Source organism: Kitasatospora sp. NPDC058046 (genome assembly GCF_042885595.1).
In the GTDB taxonomy this organism is placed as follows: Bacteria; Actinomycetota; Actinomycetes; order Streptomycetales; family Streptomycetaceae; genus Kitasatospora.
The window spans coordinates 97181-116281 of sequence record NZ_JBHVRS010000012.1 but is presented as its reverse complement, the minus strand read 5'-3'; the positions used below and the strand labels follow the sequence as shown (position 1 = coordinate 116281).

Here is a 19101-nt window from a genome sequence, read left to right as displayed (position 1 = left end):
CTTTCCTCGAACAGGGCGGCGCGGGACAGCGCGGGACAGCGGGAGGGCAGCGCGGGCTACGCGCCCCAGGCCTCGAACTCGTAGACGCGGGCGGCCGGATCACCGTTCTGGGTCGGCGTGTTGACCACCAGCCGGACGTAGCGGGCGGCGGTGTCCACCGGGTGGGTGGTGGTGCCGGCCGTGTTGCCGGTGACGTCGGCGACGGTCGTCCAGGGGTCGTTGGCGCCCGAGCGGACCTGGATGGTGAAGTCGCGGGTGTTGAACGAGGCGCTCTCGCCGCCCGCCGCCGCGTGCTTGACCACGAACTTCGACAGCTGCTTCGCCGAACCGAGGTCCACCTCCAGCCACTTGGCGGAGGTCAGCGCGCACCACTTGTCGCCGGTCCCGCCGCTGACGCTGCCGTTGACGGCCTTGGCCGGGCCCTCGTTGGCGTTGCACTGGCCGGAGGCGGTGGCCGGGCGGTTGAGCGCCAGGTTGGTGGAGGTCGGCGGGGTGCTGTTCCAACCGACGGTCGTGGACGCGGCGGTGGAGCGCCCGTAGGTGGTGGACACCGCCTCGACGTCCAGCGTGGTGGCGTTCTCGCCGCCCGCCCGGTCGAGCCGCCCGACGAAGTACGCGTCGTTGGGCGTGGCGCCGAGGAAGCTGCGGCTGCCGTCCGCGTTGCGGCGGTACACCTCGTAGTGGTGCACGTTGCCGCCGGGCGCCGCCGTCCAGGACAGCCGCAGCGACTGGCTGGAGCCGGCCGTCACGTCGCTCGCGCCGAGCACGGTGAGTCCGGCCGGTGCCGCCGGGGTCTCCACCGAGCCGTCGTAGACGGCGAGTTGGCCGACCCGGAGGTCGTACGAGGGGTCGCTCCCCTCGACCCGCAGGGCGATCTGGGCGATGGTGCGGCCCGCGTACGGGGAGAGGTCGAGGGTGTGCCGCTCCCAGCCGGTGCCGGCGTTGGCGCCGACGTCGACCGTGGTGAAGCTGCTCGGGGAGTCCGTGAACGACACCGCGGCCTTGAGCTTCGTGGGCCCGGCGGCCGGGGTCTTGACCACCAGGCCCAGCCTGGTGTTCGTGGCGACGGGCAGCTTGGTCTGGTACAGCCGTACGGTGTTGGCGGCGTCGAGCTTTCCGCTCAACCGCAGGGAGGAACCGCCCTGATAGGCGTCGCCGAAGTCGACGGACGGGGTGAGCCTGCTGCCGGTCGAGTCGACCATCCAGCGGTAGGTGGGCGGGACGTCCTGGAGCGAGAGGTTGTTCCAGCCGCCGGTGGCGACCCGGGTGCCGGCCGCGTTGTAGAAGTCGCCCTGCCCGGTGTCGAAGGTGGTGACGAACGGCTTGGCGGTGATCGGCGAGGATTCGGCGACGTAGCCGGCCAGGCCGGGCCAGCTCGCCGAGAGGTCGGTCCGGGACGGGTCGTTGTTGGCGCCGACCCAGTAGCGGGCGTCCTTGGCGTAGAAGTCGGCGCGGTCGGTGGCGGACTTCCAGGTCCACTCGGGGCGGTAGAGGCCGAGCGAGGTGGTGTGCGGCTGCCCGGACGGGAAGAGGGCGGACCAGTTCACGCCGGTGTTGTAGCCGTTGGCCTCGGTGTCGATGCCGGAGTAGAGGTCGTACTCGCTGCGGCCGAGCTGCCGGGCCAGCGCCCGGGAGGAGTTGAGGCCGCTCGCCGACCAGTCGAAGTTCAGGAACATCGAGTCCGAGGTGCGCTTCGAACCGTCCTGCAGGAAGGGCGAGTTGGCGGAGGTGAGGGCGTTCTGCCAGTTCACCCCGCCGGAGGTGGTCATCGCGTCGTACCACATGAACTCGGTGCCGCTCTGCGCCTTGGTGTACTGCATCAGGTTGCGCAGCTCGCCCGCCAGGGCCGAATCGCCGCCGCCGGTCTCCTGGTTGATGAACCAGCCGTCGAAGCCGTAGTACTGCGCGGCCTGGACGAGCTTGTCGGCGACGGGGTAGCGGCTGCCGGACTTCTGGACGAAGTCGCGCACCCACTGGAGCTGTCCGCCGTACGCGCCGGGCGGGAAGAAGACCGTGCCGTACACCTTGACGCCGTTGCGGTGGGCGGCGTCGATCACGGTCGGGTTGGGGGCGAGGATCAGGCCCTCGCCGGCCGAGCCGCCCCAGAACACCAGCTTGTCGACGTACTGCCAGTAGCCGAAGGCGTAGTAGTTGGGGTCGGCGGAGCCCTGCGAGGGGTTGTTGGAGGTGGGGCCGAAGGAGACCAGCGAGGCGATCTTCCCTTCGCCGGTCCGGGCGTTGGGGTTGGCCCGCAGCGCCGGGTCGCTGGTGCGCGGCTGGAGCGGGACGCGGGAGCGGTTGAAGCGGGTGTCCGGGTCGGTGGCCGGGTCCCAGTTCAGGATGCTGTTGGGGTACCAGTACGAGGCGAAGGGCTGGTTGCCCTGGCCGGCGGTGGCGGCGGGTGCCGCGGCCGGCCCGGCGCCCGGTAGCGCGACCGGTGCCGGGTCGGCCCAGGCGGCGGGGGTGGCGGTCAGGGCGGCCGTCGCGAGGACGGCGCTGAGCAGCAGGGGGAGGCGTCGTGACATGCGGTGGCTCCGATCGAGCGGAGGAGGGTGGGGGCGGGCCCGCCGTCGCGGACGGGGGCCCGGCTGCATGCGGGCGTGCCGGTGCTGGAGCGTGTGGTGCCGGTGGTGGATCGGGTGGGGGTCGCGCCGCCGCCGGGCCCCCGGCGCACCGGAGCGGCGGCGCGGGGAGCGGGACGGTCGGCGGGACGGGCAGCGGGGGCCGGACGGAGTGCGGCGGAGCGGACCGAGCGGCTGCCGCTCGGCGCTGCGAGGCTAAACCGGTTCAGAACGGCTGTCAACGATGCGCGCGACAACCACTCCGGAGGGGGAAGTCCCGGGCGCGCCGGGCGGCGAGGTGGACTCCCGTACGGTCAGCCGCGGCGTGGGCATCTGGAGGTCCCGCCCCGCACCGGCCCCCTCCAGCGCCTCCAGCAGGCTGCGCGCGACCTGCTCGCCGAGCGCGAAGGTGTCCCGGCTGAGCGCGGTCAGCGGCGGGTGCACGATCCGGGCGAGCACCGAGTCGTCGAAGGAGACGATGGACAGCTCGCCGGGCACCGCGACCCCCATCTCCCCGGCCACGCCGAGCCCGGCGACGGCCATCACGTCGCTGTCGTAGACGATCGCGGTGGGCCGCCCGGCCCGGGACAGCAGCGTCCGGGTGGCGGCCGCGCCCTCGGCGTCGCTGAAGTCGGTGGGCACCGACACCGCCTCCTCCAGCCCGAGCCGGCGCGAGGCGTCGCGCAGCGCGCGGATCCGCCGCTGGGTGTGCTGGAAGTGCGGCAGCCCGGCGAGGTGGGCGATCCGCCGGTGGCCGATGGCGGCCAGGTAGTCGACGATCGAGAGCATCGCCTCCCGGTCGTCGGCCCAGATCCGCAGCTGGTTGCCGCCCTTGCCGGGCCCGCCCAGCACCACGGCGGGCAGCCCGAGTTCGTCCAGCACCGGCAGCCTCGGGTCCCTGACCTGGAGGTCGACCACGATGAAGCCGTCGACCCGGTGCTCGGAGGCCCAGCCCCGGTAGACCTCGATCTCGGCGGCGGTGTCCTCGACCACCATCAGGTGCAGCGCGATCGAGCTGGCCGAGAGCACCGCCTGGAGCCCGGACAGCAGTTGGCTGAAGAACGGCTCGACGCCGATGGTCCGGGCCGGCCGGGCGATCACCAGGCCGACGGCGTCGGACCTGGCTCCGCCGAGGGCCCGCGCGGCGCTGTGCGGGCGCCAGTTCATCTCCTCGGCGACCCGCAGGATCCGGGCCCTGGTCGCCTCGCTGACGCCCGGCCGGCCGTTGAGCGCGAAGGACACCGCGCCCTTGGAGACACCGGCCTGGCGGGCGATGTCGGCGATCGTCGGTCTGCCCACAGAACCCGACTCCTCTCTTGACATCCAAGTTTAGGCGGGAGCATAGTCCCTGGCATAGCTAGACCGGTTTAGTTAGTCAGGTTGCGGAATCCGACACAACCCCCGAGCTCGGCACGATCCCCCACCCACCCCCAGGACCGGGAGACCCTCATGCGAAGAATCTGGGCGGCACTGACCACGACCGCGCTCGCCACCGCCGCGCTCACCGGCTGCGGACTCGGCTCCGGCGACACCAAGGACAGCGACGCGGTGGCGAGTGCGGCCGCCACCGGCGAGGTCAAGGGCAAGGTCTCGATCCAGACCTGGTCGCTCAAGCCGAAGTTCACCGACTACATGCAGGGCGTGCTCGACGGCTTCAAGAAGAAGTACCCCGGCGTCGACGTCGAGTGGCTCGACCAGCCCGGTGAGGGCTACTCCGACAAGGTGCTCAGCCAGGCCGCCGCCGGCAGCCTGCCCGACGTGGTCAACCTCCCGCCGGACTTCGCCTTCCCGCTGGCGAAGAAGGACGTCCTGCTGGACATCGCCAAGGCCGACCCCAAGCTCGCCGAGGAGTACGTCCCCGGCGGCGTGGACGCCTACCGGTTCAACGGCTACCAGGGCACCTTCGGTTACCCCTGGTACCTCAACACCGATGTGAACTACTGGAGTTCCGAGCTCCTGACGAAGAACGGCCTGGACCCGCAGAAGCCCCCGGCCAGTCTGGACGAGCTGATCGCCCAGGCCCGGACGATGAAGGAGAAGTCCGGCGGCCAGACCTACCTGATGAGCCGCAAGCCGGGCATCGGGGACCTGTACAACATCGGCGTGAAGATCATGTCCGACGACGGCAAGTCCTTCACCTTCAACACCCCCGAGGCCGCCGCGCTGCTCGACAAGTACCGCGACGCCTTCAAGGAGGGCCTGATGCCGAACGGGGTGCTCACCGACACCTACGCCGGCAACTCCAAGCTCTTCAGCTCCGGCACGGTGGCCTGGACCACCGGTGGCGGCAACTACATCACCAGCCTCGCCACCGACAACCCGACCCTCGCCCCGAAGGTCGTCTCCTCCCCCGCGATGGCCACCCCGCCGCTGTACGTCCAGGGCCTGTCCATCCCGAAGAACACCAGGAACCCGGCCGCCGCGGTGGCCCTCGCCCGCTGGGTGACCAGCCCCGAGAACCAGGCCGCCTTCGCCCACCTGACCAGCGTGTTCCCGTCCACCAAGGCCTCCGCGAACGACCCGTTCTTCAGCAAGAGCGACGGCACCAACGCGGGCGACGCCAAGGTGACGGCCTTCGCCTCGCTCGCCAAGGCCAAGCTGATCCAACCGGTCGAGGTCGACGACGCGATGGGCACCATCATCAAGCAGCAGTTCGCGCTGGCCATCAGCGGCGACACCAGCTCCAAGCAGGCGCTGGACACCGCCGTCGAGCAGTGCAACAAGCTGCTCAAGGGCTGATCCGACGCCGCCGCACCACTCTCCGCGGTGCCCCACCCCGCACCGGCGAAGCACCGGACGAAGCACCGGCGAAGCACCGGAGACGTACCAGCGACGTACCGGAGACGTACCGGCGAAGTACCGGTGAAGCGGCGGGCCTCCCCCGCGCCCGCCGCTCCCCGGGAATCACCCGCACCACCCCCAGGCCCCAGGAAGGCAACGGCATGACCCACCGGCGTTGGTTCACCCCCTGGCTGCTCGCCGGGCCCGCGATAGTCTGGCTGGCCGTCTTCAACCTCTGGCCGGCCGTCAACACGGTGATCCTGTCCTTCACCAACGCCAAGCCCCTGGGCGGCGGGCAGTTCACCGGCCTGGAGAACTACGGCCGGCTGCTGGACGACGACCAGCTCGCCGACGCCCTGGTCAACAGCATCGTGTTCATGCTGGTCTGCCTGCCGCTGCTGACCGTCCTGCCGCTGCTGCTCGCCCTGCTGGTGCAGCGCAAGATCCCCGGCATCACCTTCTTCCGCACCGCCTTCTACACCCCGGTGATCGCCTCCGCCGTCGTGGTGGCGCTGATCTGGGGCTGGGTGCTGGACGAGCGGGGCCTGGCCAACGGCCTGCTGCAGCAGACCGGGCTGGCCGACTCCCCGGTCGCCTTCCTGACCGACCGCTGGCTGCTGCTGTTCAGCGCGATCGCCCTGACCGTCTGGAAGGGCCTCGGCTACTACATGGTCATCTACCTGTCCGCGCTCGCCAACGTCCCGCGCGAGCTGCACGAGGCGGCGGCCGTGGACGGCGCCGGACCGCTGCACCGGTTCTGGCACGTCACCCTGCCCGGGGTGCGCCCGACCATGATCCTGATCTCGGCGCTGATCTCGGTGAGCTCGCTGCGCGTCTTCTCCGAGCTGTACGTGCTCTCCAACGGCCTCGGCGGCCCCGGCGGCCGGGACATGTCGGTGGTGATGCTGATCCAGATGTACAGCCGCGGCTTCAACGGGCACCTGGGCTACGCCTCGGCGCTCAGCCTGCTGCTGTTCGTCGTCACCCTCGGCCCGATGCTGTTCCTGATGCGGCTGAACCGGAAGGCGGCCTGACCCCCCATGACCACCGTCCGCACGCCCCAGTCCCCCGACACCCCCGCCGAGCCCGCCAAGGCCGCCGTGGCCGCCAAGCCCACCGGCCCCGCCGGCCCCGCCAGGCGCTCCCGGAGCTTCAACACCCCCTCCACCGCGCAGACCGCCGCCCGCTACCTGCTCCTGGTGCTGGTCCTGCTGCTGGTCATCGGCCCCTTCCTGTGGCAGCTGTCGACCTCCCTCAAGGGCCCCGCCGAGGACGTCTACACCCGCACCCCGAGCTTCCTGCCCGACCAGCCCACCCTGGGCAACTACGGCAAGGTCGCCGAGGTCATCCCGGTGTGGACCTACGCGCTCAACTCGGTGATCGTCGCCGTGGTCTGCATCACCGGCAACGTGGTCGGCTGCACGCTGGCCGGCTACGCGCTCGCCCGGCTGCGCTTCCGCGGCGCCAAGCTCGTCCTCGGCCTCTTCCTCGCCACCCTGATCCTGCCCGGCGAGGTCACCATCGTCTCCCAGTACGTGCTGGTGCGCGGACTCGGCCTGGCCGACACCCTGGCCGGCGTCGCGCTGCCCGGCTCGATCGCGATGCTCAACGTGCTGCTGATGCGCACCGCCTTCGCCGCCGTCCCGGCCGAGCTGGACCAGGCCGCGCTGGTGGACGGCGCCAACGTCTGGCAGCGGCTGTGGCACATCGGCCTGCCGAACGTGCGCGGCATGCTCAGCGTGATCGTGATCTTCACCTTCATCGGCGCCTGGGACGACTTCCTGTGGCCGCTGATCGTGCTCAACGACCCGCAGAAGTACACCCTCACCGTCGGGCTCCAGTACCTCAACGGCACCTTCGCCGCCAACCCCCGGCTGATCGCGGCCGGCACCATGATCGCCTTCCTGCCGATCGTCGTGGTGTTCGGCGTCTGCCAGCGCTTCTTCTTCAAGGGCGTCGAGGAAGGAGCCGTCAAGGGATAGCCCGACCGGGGACCGCCCCCCGCCGGTGACGACCCACCGTCCGTACGCCCCACACCCGTTGAGGAAGCCCTCCGATGACCCCGATGACCACCGCTCCCCGCTTCGGCGTCAACTACACGCCCAGCGCCGGCTGGTTCCACCACTGGCTCGACTTCGACCTCGACGCCGTGCGCGCCGACTTCGACTCCATCGCCGCCCTCGGCCTGGACCACGTGCGGGTCTTCCCGCTCTGGCCGGTCTTCCAGCCCAACCGCACCCTGATCCGCCCGCGCGCCGTCGAGCAGCTGACGGCCCTGGTGGACGCGGCCGGCGAGCGCGGTCTCGACGTCGCGGTGGACGGCCTGCAGGGCCACCTGTCCAGCTTCGACTTCCTCCCGTCCTGGACGCAGACCTGGCACCGCCGCAACATCTTCACCGACCCCGAGGTGCTCGACGGCCAGGCCGCCTACCTGCGCACCCTCGCCGACGCCCTGAGCGAGCGGCCCAACTTCCTCGGGATGACGCTCGGCAACGAGATCAACCAGTTCTCCGGCGCCCCGCACCCCGACCCGGACCGGGCCACCCCCGCCGAGGCGGAGGCCTGGCTGCGCCGGATGCTCGACGCCTGCGAGCAGGGCGCCCCCGGCCGGCTGCACCTGCACGCCTCGTACGACGCGGCCTGGTACCTGGACGAGCACCCGTTCACCCCCTGGCACTCGGCCCGGATCGGCGCCGCGACCGCCGTGCACTCCTGGGTGTTCAACGGCACCGCCCAGCGCTACGGCGCCCACTCCACCGCCACCGCGCAGCACGCCGCCTACCTGGTCGAGCTGTCCAAGGCCTGGGCGGACGACCCGGCCCGCCCGGTCTGGCTGCAGGAGGTCGGCGCGCCCGCCCCGCACATCACCCCGCAGGACGCGGCGCGCTTCACCGGCGCCACCGTGGAGGCCGTGCTGGACTGCCCGGACCTGTGGGGCGTGACCTGGTGGTGCTCGCACGACGTGGACCGCTCGCTCGCCGACTTCCCCGAACTGGAGTACAGCCTCGGCCTGTTGACCACCGACCGGACGGTCAAGCCGGCCGGCGCCCGGCTCGCCGAGGCCGCCGCCGAGGCCCGCCGCTCCTGGCAGCCGCCGAAGCCGCGCAGCACCGCCGTGGTGGTCGCCACCGGCGACGAGGCCCTCTCGCCCCGGCGCTCGGTCTGCGGCCCCGGCGGCCCGGTGTACGAGGCGTTCATGCGCCTCGCCGCGGAGGGCGCCCGCCCGACCACGGTGCTCGCCGAGCGCGCCGAGGACCGCGAGCACCTCGCCGCGCGCGGCATCACCGAGGTGGTCCACCCCTCCGACGTACCGTCCCTCTAGCCAGTCCGTTTCCCCTCAGCCACGCAACGGAGCCCGCTGACATGCACGATGACCGCACCCTGGTCGAGTCCCGCCTCAAGCGCGTCCTGGACGAGCGCATCCGCCCGGCCGTCTACCCCGAGTCCGTCCCGCTGGAGGTCGGCATCTGGACGGCTCCCGGCGAGCCCGTCCCGGTCGCCGAGGGCCTGGCCGCCCCGCGCACCCCGATCGCGGTCGGCGACGCCTGGGGAGCGCCCTGGGGCACCAGCTGGATCACCGTGACCGGCACCGTGCCGCGGGAGTGGGCCGGGCGCAGCGTCGAGGCGCTGATCGACCTCGGCTTCGACGCCAACATGCCCGGCTTCCAGTGCGAGGGCCTGGTCTACCGCCCGGACGGTTCCCCGGTGAAGGGCCTCAACCCGCAGAACCAGTGGGTGCGGATCGCCGCCCCGGCGGCCGGCGGCGAGCAGGTGCTGCTGCACGTCGAGGCCGCCTCCAACCCGGTCATCCTGGACTACCACCCCTTCCTGCCCACCGAGTTGGGCGACAAGGAGACGGCCGGCGACCAGCCGCAGTACAAGCTGACCCGGATGGACCTGGCGGTCTTCGACGAGACGGTCTGGCAGCTGGTGCTGGACCTGGAGGTGCTCGGCGAGCTGATGGCCGAGCTGCCGGTGGAGGGCGCCCGCCGCTGGGACATCCTGCGCGCGGTCGAGCGGGCGCTCGACGCCGTCGACCTCCAGGACGTCAACGGCACGGCGGCGGCGGCCCGTTCGGAGCTGGCCGGTGTGCTGGCCGCGCCCGCCGTGCCGTCCGCGCACCGGATCAGCGCGATCGGCCACGCGCACATCGACTCGGCCTGGCTGTGGCCGCTGCGCGAGACCGTCCGCAAGGTGGCCCGCACCACCGCCAACATGACGGCGCTGCTGGAGGACGAGCCGGACTTCCTCTACACCATGTCCCAGGCCCAGCAGTTCGCCTGGATCAAGGAGCACCGCCCGGAGGTGTACGCCAGGGTCCGCGAGGCCGTCGCCGAGGGCCGGTTCGTCCCGGCGGGCGGCATGTGGGTGGAGTCCGACACCAACATGCCGAGCTCGGAGGCGATGGCCCGGCAGTTCGTGCACGGCAAGCGGTTCTTCCTGGACGAGTTCGGGGTGGAGAACCACGAGGCCTGGCTGCCGGACACCTTCGGCTTCACCGGCGGCCTGCCCCAGATCATCCGCAACGCCGGCTCCAAGTGGCTGCTGACGCAGAAGATCTCGTGGAGCCAGATCAACAAGTTCCCGCACCACACCTTCCTCTGGGAGGGCATCGACGGGACCAGGATCTTCACCCACTTCCCGCCCGTGGACACCTACAACTGCTCGATGAAGGGCAGCGAGATCGCCCACGCGGCGAAGAACTTCAAGGACAAGGGCGTCGCCCGGCACTCGCTCGCCCCGACCGGCTGGGGCGACGGCGGCGGCGGCACCACCCGCGAGATGGTCGCCAAGGCGGCCCGGATGAAGGACCTGGAGGGCTCGGCCACCGTCCGCTGGGAGAAGCCCGCCGAGTTCTTCGCCAAGGCCGAGGCCGAGTACCCGAACCCGCCGGTCTGGGTCGGCGAGCTCTACCTGGAGCTGCACCGCGCCACCCTGACCAGCCAGGCGAAGACCAAGCAGGGCAACCGGCGCAGCGAGAACCTGCTGCGCGAGGCCGAACTCTGGTGCGCCACCGCCGCGTTGCGCACCGGCGCGGAGTACCCGTACGAGCAGCTGGACCGGATCTGGAAGACGGTGCTGCTGCACCAGTTCCACGACATCCTGCCCGGCTCGTCCATCGCCTGGGTGCACCGCGAGGCCGAGGCGACGTACGCGGCGCTGGCCGGGGAGCTGGAGGCGCTGATCGGCGCGGCCCAGCAGGCGCTGGCCGGGGCGGCCGCCGGCGGGCGGGAGCTGGTGTTCAACTCGGCGCCGCACGGCCGCTCGACGGTGCCGGCCGGCGGGGCCGCCGCGGTCGGCCTGCCGGACGGCACCTGCGAGGCGGTCGAGCGCCCCGGGGGCGGCCTCACGCTGCGCAACGGCCTGCTGGAGGTCGTCGTGGACGCGGACGGCCTGATCGCCTCGGTGGTCGAGACCGCGACCGGCCGGGAGACCGTCGCCCCCGGCAGCCGGGCCAACCTGCTCCAGCTGCACCCCGACTTCCCCAACATGTGGGACGCCTGGGACGTCGACCAGTTCTACCGCAACACCGTCACCGACCTGACCGGCGTGGACTCGCTCACCGCCGCGTCGTCCCCCGCCGGGGCCTCGGTGCGGATCGCCCGCTCCTTCGGCTCCTCCACCGTCGTCCAGACCCTCACCCTGCCGGCCGGCGAGCAGCGGGTGGACATCGACACCGAGGTCGACTGGCACGAGACCGAGAAGTTCCTCAAGGCCGCGTTCCCGCTGGACGTCCACACCGAGCGCTACGCCGCCGAGACCCAGTTCGGCCACCTCTACCGGCCCACCCACACCAACACCAGCTGGGACGCGGCCAAGTTCGAGGCCTGCAACCACCGCTTCGTCCACCTCGACGAGCCCGGCTGGGGCGTCGCCCTGGTCACCGCCTCCACCTACGGCCACGACGTCACCCGCACCGTGCGCCCCGACGACGGCGGGACGACCACCACGGTCCGCTTCTCGCTGCTGCGCGCCCCGCGCTTCCCCGACCCGAAGACCGACCAGGGCCTGCACCGCTTCCGGCACGCCCTGGTGCCGGGCGCGGCGATCGGCGACGCGGTCCGCGAGGGCTACCGGATCGGCCTGCCCGAGCGGACGGTCACCGGCAGCGCCGAGCGGGTCGCCCCGCTGGTGGAGCTGGACAACGACGCCCTGGTGGTGAGCGCCGTCAAGCTCGCCGACGACCGCAGCGGGGACCTGATCGTCCGGGTCTACGAGGCCGGCGGCGGCCGCGCCCGGGGCCGGCTGACCACCTCCTACCCGCTGGCCGGCGCCGTCCCCTGCGACCTGCTGGAGCGGCCCTGGGACGGCACCCGCGGCGAGGTGGCGGTCGAGGACGGCGCGGTGCGCCTCGCGCTGCGCCCGTTCGAGCTGGTCACCCTGCGGCTCAGCGCCGCCCGCCGAGGCTGATCTACGCTGTTCGGCGCCCCAGCCCCCGCGGCCGGGGCGCCGCCCCCTACTTCCTGGAGCCCACCGTGCCGTTCACCCCGCTGTTCGCCGCCCTCGACATCGGCGGCACCAAGATTGCCGGGGCGCTGGTCGACGCCGACGGACGGCTGCGGCACCGGCTCCAGCTGCCCACCCCGGCCACCGAGCCCGGCGCGGCCGTGCTCGCCGTGGTGCACCAGGTGCTGGAGCGGCTCGCCGGGACGGCCGACTGGGCCGCCGTGACGGCCGTCGGGATCGGCAGCGCCGGCCCGGTCGACCTCGCGGGCGGCACCGTCAGCCCGGTCAACATCCCCGGCTGGCGCGGCTTCCCGCTGGTCGCCGCGGTCGCCGCGCACCCGGCGGTGGCCGCGCGCACGCTGCCCGTCCACCTCGCCGGGGACGGCGTCGCGATGGCCGCCGCCGAGCACTGGCAGGGCGCGGCCCGGGGCGCCGACAACGCGCTCTGCCTGGTGGTGTCGACCGGCGTCGGCGCCGGACTGGTGCTCGACGGCGCGGTGCGCCCCGGCCCCAGCGGCAACGCCGGCCACCTCGGCCACATCACCGTCGACCTGGACGGCGAGCCCTGCCCGTGCGGCTCCCGCGGCTGCCTGGAGGGCCTCGCCAGCGGCACCGCGATCGCCCGCCGGGCGCTCGCCGAGGGCTGGCGGCCCGAGGACGGCGACCGGACGGCCCGCGCCGTCGCCGCCTCCGCCGCCGCCGGCGACCCGGTCGCGCTCGCCTCCTTCGACCGCGCCGCCCGGGCACTGGCCGCCGGGATCGCCGCCACGGCCGCCCTGGTGGACCTCTCCCGGGTCGTCGTCGGCGGCGGCGTGGCCGAGGCCGGGGACGTGCTGTTCGCCCCGCTCGCCCGTCACCTGGACCGCTACGCCGCCCTCTCGTACATCCGCGGCCTGGACGTGCGCCGCGCCGAGCTCGGCACCGACGCCGGGCTGATCGGCGCGGCCGCGCTCTGCCGCTGAGCCTCCCCGGAGCCGCCCGCATGCCGCCGTTCGCCCTCCTGAAGAACCCCGTCCGCCGCTACGCCTGGGGCTCGCCCACCGCCATCCCCGCGCTCACCGGAACCGCGCCCGACGGCACCCCGCAGGCCGAACTCTGGCTCGGCGCCCACCCGTCGGCGCCGTCCCTGCTGTACGGATCCGGCGACGGCGGCGACGGCGGAGACGGCAGCGGCCCCCGGCCGCTGGACCGGCTGATCGACGCCGACCCGGACGGCCTGCTCGGGGCGGACACCGTCCGGCGGTTCGGCCCGGCGCTGCCGTTCCTGTTCAAGGTGCTGGCCGCCGACCGGGCGCTCTCCCTCCAGGTCCACCCCACCCGCGCCCAGGCCGAGGCCGGGTACGCGGCGGAACAGGCCCGGGGCATCCCGCTGGACACGCCGGAGCGGGTCTACAAGGACCGCGGGCACAAACCCGAACTCCTCTGCGCGCTCGGCGACTTCGAGGCACTGTGCGGCTTCCGCCCGGCCGCCGACACCGCCCGGCTGCTGGACGCGCTCGGCGTGCTCGCCCCCTGGGCCGACGCCCTGCGCACCCGGCCCGCCGAGGCCGTCCTGCCCGAGCTGCTGCGCGCCGGCCTGAACGCCGACGGCTCCGAACTCGCCGCCGTCACGGGCGCCCTGCGCCGCACGGCGGCCGCCGACGGGCCGTACGGCGCGAGCAGCGCCGCGTACGCCCGCCTCGCCGAGGAGTACCCCGGCGACCGGGGGCTGCTCGCCGCCCTGCTGCTCCACCACGTCCGGCTCACCGCCGGGCAGGCGCTGTACCTGGACGCCGGGGTGCCGCACGCCTACCTCCGGGGCGTGGGCGTGGAGTTGATGGCCAACTCGGACAACGTGCTGCGCTGCGGCCTCACCCCCAAGCACGTCGACGTGGACGGCCTGCTGGCGGTCACGGACTTCCGGCCCCGGGAGGTCGAGCCGCTCGCCCCGCGCCCGACCGGCGACGGCTTCGAGGAGGAGTACCCGTCGCCGGCCGAGGAGTTCAGGCTCTCCCGGCTGCGCCCCGGCGCCGCCGCCGTCCGGGTCGACCGCCCCGCCCCGCAGATCCTGCTCTGCGTCTCCGGGCGGGCCCTGCTGCGGGCCCCCGACGGCTCCGAACTCCCGCTTCCGGCGGGCGCGTCGGCCTACCTGCGCCCGGGCGCCGGGCCGGTCGGACTGACCGGCCCGGGCGCGGAGCTGTTCCGGGCCACCACGGGGTAGCCGCGCCGACCGGCCGAGGCCGCGGGCGGCAGACTCAGGCGGCGGGCACCCGCCGCGGGCTCAGGCGGCAGGCCCCGGCCGCGGGCTCAGGCCGGTGCCGGGTGGCCGAACAGCAGGTCGTAGCCGTCCGGGAGTTGCTCGATCACCTGGTCCAGCAGCTCGCCGGGGACGAGGTCGGCGACGGCGCTGAGCACGGCCCCGATGTCCCACTGCGCCGTCGCCGGGGTCGCCCCGTCGATCCACCCCACCACGGCCTGCACGAAGCGCTCGGCGGTCAGCGGTTCGGCCGCGGGCTGGGCGTCGCGCAGCAGCGAGGCGTAGGTCTCGGGCAGCGCGTCGGCGAGTTCGCCCCGCTCGGACCCCACCAGGTGCTCGCCGAGCAGGGCCAGCACGACCCGGGTGGCGTGGTCCGCCTCGGCCGCGCCCCGGTACTCGCCGCGCTCCACGACGCGGGCGAGGAAGTCCTCCCAGGAGATGGTCATCGCGTCCTCCTTCCGGTCGGCGGGCTCGGCCGGACCGACGGCGGCGCGCTCGCCCTGGGCCAGGACGGGGATCGCGGTCCGTGACCGCCGTGGGACGTACCGGTGCCCGTGCTGCTCAGCGTAACTCGCCCCGGCGCCTTCGGAACCGGCCGCCGCCGTCGATCACGCCGCCGCCCCGGGGCAACGGTCCGTCCTGCGGTCCACCGGGCTGTTCACCGCACCGCACCGCCCGCCGCGCCGCTCACCGCGCCGAGGCGTGGCACCGCCTGCGCGGCCGCCGGGACGGCAGCAGCCCGCCGGTGACCGGGCCGGCCGCCACGCGCTGCGCCGGGGGCGCCGCGCTCACCGCTGCCGCCGCGGTCACCGTCGTGGCCGCCAGGACCGCCTGGGCCCGGGCCGGGTCCGACATAAACGCCGAGAGAAAGATCCGTTCCGCCGGGCTCAGCGCCCGCGATCGGCCGGATTCGCGGTCCCGGGCGACCACCACGGTCCGCGCCCGCATAAAGGTGAGCCGGTCCCGGCAGACATTCACCTCGACCTGGGCGGAACTCCGTCCGAGCCGTTCCACGGTGAGCACCACCGAGAGCGGCTCGGGCCGGTGGTGCAACTGCTCCAGGTAGTCGATCTCGTGCCTGGCGATAATGAACCCGGACGGGAACAGCGACTCCCGGACGGCGGTTTCGTGGTGGCAGAACAGGTCGTAAATCCCCTCCTGGATGTAGCCGACCAGACGGGCGTTGTTGATGTGCCCGTTCTCGTCGACGTCGCTCCACCGGGTGGGGCAGGACAGCACGTGCACGCCCGGCAGCACCGCGCTCACTGCCGGGTCAGCCCGGCACCGGCGGGGAGCAGCGCGCGCTGCAACCTGGCGTAGTAGCCGGAGTGTTCGGCCGCCATCCGGGCCGCGGTCCAACCCTCCTCGGCCGCCTCGGCGGCGGCCTGGACGACCAGGCTGTCCAGCACCGCGTCGACCGCGCGGCACAGATCGTGGACGGCCGCGAGCCGCTCGGTCACATCCGCCCCGCTCCCTGCGTTCCGGGACGGGAAGGCGGCCAGTGATTCCATCGCGAGTTGAAGGTCGTCGACTCCGTCTGGCCGGTTTTCCGCAGGGAAATTCCGCATGATTTTCTCCATGACTCATTCGGCCATTACGGCCCAGTAGCTAGCGTTCGAATGCACCGGATCGGTGTCGACCCCCCGACCCCACGACGCTATCCCAGCCGACGGGGGTCGACGGATGGTTTGCCGACCGCGACGGAAAACTGACCTCCATCGGAGTAGTTTGTCGGTGTACACAATATGCCCCATCAGTCGAATGCCGTCCGCAATTCGAGTGGTATCCACGACGCGCGGCCCCGGATCGACTCCTCGGGGAACGAAATCTGCTACCAGACGCTCCACCACCTCGCCTTGTACAGGCGCGAGCCCCGCAGCGACCGCGTCCCCTCCGGCCGGTGCAGGGTGATCACCGACGTGCACCAGTCGCACGGCGCCTCGTGTTCGGGCGCCGCCGTGAGCAGCCGGCCGGTGCCGGGTTCGTCGCCGACGCTCTTGAGGTCCCGCTCGGCGGCCGGATCGGCCAGGTGCACGGCGGTGAAGCGGTCGGTGGCCGGGTCGAAGCGCCACAGGCCGGTCAGCGTGGCCACCCAGAACCGTCCGGGATCCGCCAGGACGGGCGCCAGATCCGTCAACTCCGGTGCGCGGTCGGCACTCCAGCCCCACACGACGGGCAGTCGGCCCGGGCCGCGGTAGGCCATCAGCTCCTCGGCGCTCTGCAACACCAGCACGCTGCGCGAGGCCTGGTCCACGACCGCCACCTGCCGGCCCGGCGACCTGGCCCACGCGCCGCTCGTCGGCGCGCAGAGCAGCAGGGCGACCGCGAGGGCCGGCAGTGTTCTCCTCAGCACGCCTTCACCGTGGGTGCTGCGGGCCGACTCCGCTCGGCGGCACGTCCGAACGGACGATCGAAGCGACGGCCGTGGATCGTGCGGCGCCGACGGCGGGTCCGCCTCGTTCACTGTCATCCGGACATCCTGGCGGGACGACCGCACCGGCGGCCGTCGCACCGGGTCGGCACGCCGCCGGACCGTCAACCCGGTGCCGCCCGCTCCCGTTCAACACCCGGTTTCCCGAAGGCCCGAGTCCCGGCGCCCGGAGGCCCGGCCCCGTGGGCTCAGCGCCCGGCGACCAGGTCCGCGACCCGGGCGATCGGCGAGGTGGTGGCCCGGCCGGCCGCCTCCTGCCGGTCGGCGGCGTGGTACGCGGCGTACATCGCGTGCACCCCGAGCCAGCGCAGCGGCTCCGGCTCCCAGCGCCGCACGGTGTGGCCCACCCAGGGCAGCCGGGTCAGCTCGGTGTCCCGGCCGAGCACCAGGTCCCGCAGGGTGCGGCCGGCCAGGTTGGTGGTGGTCACCCCGCTGCCGACGTACCCGCCGGCCCAGCCGAGCCCGCTCACCCGGTCCAGCTCCACGGTGGCGCACCAGTCCCGGGGGACGCCGAGCACGCCCGCCCAGGCGTGGTCGATCCGGGCCTGCGCGGCGGCCGGGAAGAACCGGTCGAGGACGGCCCGGAGCTGGCGCACCGTCTCCACCTGGGTGCTGCCGTCCGAGTCCGTCCGCGAGCCGAACCGGTAGGGCACGCCCCGCCCGCCGAGCGCGATCCGGTCGTCGGCGGTGCGCTGCGCGTACATGTAGGCGTGCGCGAAGTCGCCCAGCACCTCGCGGCCCTCCCAGCCGGCCTCCGCCCAGAACTCCGCGGGCAGCGGCTCGGTGGCGACCATCGCGGAGTTCATCGGCAGCCAGGTGCGCTTCTCGCCGCGCAGCCCGGCGGTGAACCCCTCGGTGGCGCGCAGCACGTGGTCGGCGGTGACGGTGCCGTACGGGGTGACGGCGCGGGGCTTGCGGTAGCCGCTGCCGGGCAGGATCGCGGTGACCGCCGTCCCCTCGTACACCTCGACGCCCAACTCGCGGACGGTTCGGGCCAGTCCGCGGGCGAGCCGGGCGGGCTGGATGCGGGCGCCGTGCGCCGTCCAGCAGCCACCGAGGGTGCCGGCGACGTTGATCCGCGCGGCCGCCTCCTTGGCGCCCAGCAACTCGACCCGGCCCTCGCCGTAGGCCCGCTCGGCCTCGACGTGGGCCCGCAGGCGCTCCAACTGCGGCTTGCTGCGGGCGACTTCGAGGACGCCGCCGCGCACGATGTCCGCGTCGATCCGCTCGGCCCCGGCAACGCCGACGACCTCCCCGACCGCCTCGTCCATCGCCCGCTGCATCGCGGCCGCGCGCTCCCGCCCGTACCGCCTGGCGAAGGCGCCGCGCCCCGCGAAGCCGTTGTACAGCCAGCCGCCGTTGCGCCCGGAGGCGCCGTAGCCGCAGAACCGCCGTTCGAGGACGGCGATCCGGAGGCCGGGGTCGGCCTTCTTCAGGTAGTAGGCCGTCCAGAGCCCGGTGTACCCGCCGCCGACCACGCACACGTCGACGTCCCGGTCCCCGGGCAGCGCGGGGCCCGGCTCCGGCACCCCGTCCGCCGCGTACCAGAACGACACCTCGCCGTTGACCGCCGCCACCGGAAACCTCCCGTACCCTCGCTGACCTGCCCGGACGCTACCTCCGCGGGTTCGGCCCGGGCCACCCCCCACACTGCAAGGATCACCGGGCCCGATCAGCCACCCTGTCAGTCCCGCAGCAGCTCCAGGGCCCGCGTCCAGTCGTACGAGCCCGGCGTGAAGTCCGCGATCCGCACCCCCATCCGCCGCAGCCTCGCCAGGCTGTCCGCATAGGCCGGATGCGCCGCCTGCGCCGCGCTCAGGCAGGGCTGGACGGCGACCGGGACTCCCCAGCCGTACGACTCGCAGAGGATCCCCAGCGCCAGGGTGTCCGAGATGCCCAGGGCCCACTTGTTGAGCGTGTTGAAGGTGGCGGGGGACACGACGAGGGCGTCCGGGTCCGGCAGCGGCCGGGGCTCCCCCGGCTTCCGCCAGGCGGAGCGGATCGGGTACCCGGTCCGCGCCTCGATCGCCTCGGCGTCGATGAACCCCATGGCCTGGGGCGTCGCCACCACCCCCACGTCCCAGTTCTGCTCCTGCGCGGCCGAGATGAGCTCCCCCACCCCGCCCGCGACCCCCGCCGCGCACACCACGACGTACAGCACCGGCTTCCTCGCCTCGGACACCCTCGGCCTCCCCACTCTCGGACTGCTCGCTCTCGACCCGCCTGCGGACCCCCGAACAGTAAGCCGCCCCCGTGGCCCGCTCCACCCGCCCGGTCGACGCCCGACGGAATCGAGCGGTATTCGAACAACCTGGCCGGGCCCCACCAGTACGCCGACGAACCGAGTGGGCACGGCTGCCCGCCCGCCGCTCCGCTCCGGGGCCCCGCCCGACGGGCCGGGCGGCCGGGTGCGGCCGTCGTCGCAGGCAGGACGCCCTGCGGGAAACCCGGCGGTAGCGTCGGGATCAAGCTTCGCCATGAGCATGATCACGCCGTTTTCCGTTTCGACCGGCCGCCTCGCGCCACCCGTGGGTGAAGATCGAACCGGAAAGAGATCGTTCACGATGTTCCTGCGGAATACGGCTCCGACGACCGCGGAAACCCCTGTCCGGACCGCTGGGGACGGCCCGGACCGGTACCACGCG

At 73.4% G+C, this 19101-nt stretch carries 15 protein-coding genes; 7 read left to right on the top strand and 8 right to left on the bottom strand.

Features of this window, described 5'->3' with window-relative positions; genetic code table 11:
* Positions 1-56: 56 nt before the first annotated feature.
* The gene (locus tag ACFVU7_RS24065; protein ID WP_388047058.1) at positions 57-2525 is read right to left on the bottom strand and encodes a discoidin domain-containing protein; all 2469 of its coding nucleotides are present in this window, start codon (positions 2523-2525) and stop codon (positions 57-59) included.
* A 252-nt stretch (positions 2526-2777) separates the two neighbouring features.
* Positions 2778-3860, bottom strand: coding sequence for a LacI family DNA-binding transcriptional regulator (locus ACFVU7_RS24060; RefSeq protein ID WP_388047056.1), 1083 nt, complete (start codon positions 3858-3860; stop codon positions 2778-2780).
* Between the two features lie 150 nt (positions 3861-4010).
* Between ACFVU7_RS24060 and ACFVU7_RS24055 the strand changes: the two genes are divergently transcribed.
* From ACFVU7_RS24055 to manA, 7 genes are all read left to right on the top strand, one after another.
* Positions 4011-5300 carry an ABC transporter substrate-binding protein gene (locus ACFVU7_RS24055; protein WP_375877255.1) on the top strand — a complete coding sequence of 430 codons (1290 nt, stop codon included), beginning with the start codon at positions 4011-4013 and terminating at the stop codon, positions 5298-5300.
* 203 nt (positions 5301-5503) lie between these two features.
* Entirely contained in the window at positions 5504-6376 is an 873-nt protein-coding gene (locus tag ACFVU7_RS24050; protein ID WP_074005259.1) for a carbohydrate ABC transporter permease, read from the top strand.
* A 6-nt stretch (positions 6377-6382) separates the two neighbouring features.
* Positions 6383-7324: a carbohydrate ABC transporter permease gene (locus ACFVU7_RS24045; RefSeq protein WP_388047054.1), complete on the top strand. Its 942-nt coding sequence runs from the start codon at positions 6383-6385 to the stop codon at positions 7322-7324.
* 83 nt (positions 7325-7407) lie between these two features.
* Positions 7408-8664, top strand: coding sequence for a glycosyl hydrolase (locus ACFVU7_RS24040; RefSeq protein ID WP_388047052.1), 1257 nt, complete (start codon positions 7408-7410; stop codon positions 8662-8664).
* A 41-nt stretch (positions 8665-8705) separates the two neighbouring features.
* Positions 8706-11753, top strand: coding sequence for an alpha-mannosidase (locus ACFVU7_RS24035; RefSeq protein ID WP_388047050.1), 3048 nt, complete (start codon positions 8706-8708; stop codon positions 11751-11753).
* Positions 11754-11818: 65 nt separating this feature from the next.
* Positions 11819-12751: an ROK family protein gene (locus ACFVU7_RS24030; protein WP_388047048.1), complete on the top strand. Its 933-nt coding sequence runs from the start codon at positions 11819-11821 to the stop codon at positions 12749-12751.
* Between the two features lie 20 nt (positions 12752-12771).
* A complete protein-coding gene (gene manA, locus ACFVU7_RS24025; protein ID WP_388047047.1) occupies positions 12772-13989 on the top strand; it encodes a mannose-6-phosphate isomerase, class I in 1218 nt (405 codons plus the stop codon).
* Positions 13990-14075: 86 nt separating this feature from the next.
* On the opposite strand, the gene ACFVU7_RS24020 is transcribed toward manA, so the two are convergent.
* From ACFVU7_RS24020 to ACFVU7_RS23995, 6 genes are all read right to left on the bottom strand, one after another.
* The gene (locus tag ACFVU7_RS24020) at positions 14076-14471 is read right to left on the bottom strand and encodes a DUF2267 domain-containing protein (protein WP_049660531.1); all 396 of its coding nucleotides are present in this window, start codon (positions 14469-14471) and stop codon (positions 14076-14078) included.
* 241 nt (positions 14472-14712) lie between these two features.
* The gene (locus ACFVU7_RS24015) at positions 14713-15291 is read right to left on the bottom strand and encodes a thioesterase family protein (RefSeq protein WP_181970498.1); all 579 of its coding nucleotides are present in this window, start codon (positions 15289-15291) and stop codon (positions 14713-14715) included.
* Positions 15288-15485, bottom strand: coding sequence for a hypothetical protein (locus ACFVU7_RS24010; RefSeq protein ID WP_049657510.1), 198 nt, complete (start codon positions 15483-15485; stop codon positions 15288-15290). The genes ACFVU7_RS24015 and ACFVU7_RS24010 overlap by 4 nt, the downstream gene beginning before the upstream one ends.
* Before the next feature lie 371 nt (positions 15486-15856).
* Entirely contained in the window at positions 15857-16378 is a 522-nt protein-coding gene (locus ACFVU7_RS24005; RefSeq protein ID WP_388047045.1) for a hypothetical protein, read from the bottom strand.
* A gap of 266 nt (positions 16379-16644) precedes the next feature.
* Entirely contained in the window at positions 16645-18033 is a 1389-nt protein-coding gene (locus ACFVU7_RS24000; RefSeq protein ID WP_388047043.1) for an NAD(P)/FAD-dependent oxidoreductase, read from the bottom strand.
* A 107-nt stretch (positions 18034-18140) separates the two neighbouring features.
* Entirely contained in the window at positions 18141-18638 is a 498-nt protein-coding gene (locus ACFVU7_RS23995) for a flavoprotein (RefSeq protein ID WP_181970499.1), read from the bottom strand.
* Positions 18639-19101 lie beyond the last annotated feature (463 nt).